At 48.4% G+C, this 537-nt stretch carries 1 protein-coding gene; it reads right to left on the bottom strand.

Annotation, left to right across the window (positions count from 1 at the left end; all coding sequences use genetic code 11):
- Window positions 1-8 precede the first annotated feature (8 nt).
- Window positions 9-537 (bottom strand): amino acid--tRNA ligase-related protein (locus tag R7Q46_RS29825; protein ID WP_318078674.1); only part of this gene is annotated, 529 nt, incomplete at its 5' end.

Here is a 537-nt window from a genome sequence, read left to right as displayed (position 1 = left end):
GCAAAGAATTACGCTTGTGGGCGCATTGCAGGGAATAAGATCACGTCACGGATAGTGTGCGTGTTAGTTAGCAGCATAACTAGGCGGTCGATACCGATACCTTGACCTGCTGTTGGTGGTAGACCGTGTTCTAGTGCAGTGATGTAGTCTGCATCGTAGAACATCGCTTCGTCATCACCAGATTCTTTTGCTTCAACCTGTGCTTTAAAGCGCGCGTCTTGGTCTTCTGCATCGTTAAGCTCTGAGAAGCCGTTTGCTACTTCACGGCCACCGATGAAGAACTCAAAGCGGTCTGTGAAGAATGGGTTGTCATCGCTACGACGTGCCAGTGGAGAAATATCCGCTGGGTAGCCAGTGATGAACGTAGGCTGCATTAGTTTAGGTTCTGCAGTTTCACCGAAGATCTCTTCAAGAAGCTGACCACAAGTCCAGAAAGGTTCTACTTCAACGTGAACAGATTTCGCGATAGAAACCATTAGTTCGCGGTTTTGTAGATCTTCTTCCGTTAGCGCTTGGATTTGAGCGTGGTCTGGGTTG

Source organism: Vibrio sp. 811, from assembly GCF_033339195.1.
The sequence above is the reverse complement of the archived record's forward strand: the minus strand, read 5'-3'. Positions and strand labels throughout refer to the sequence as shown.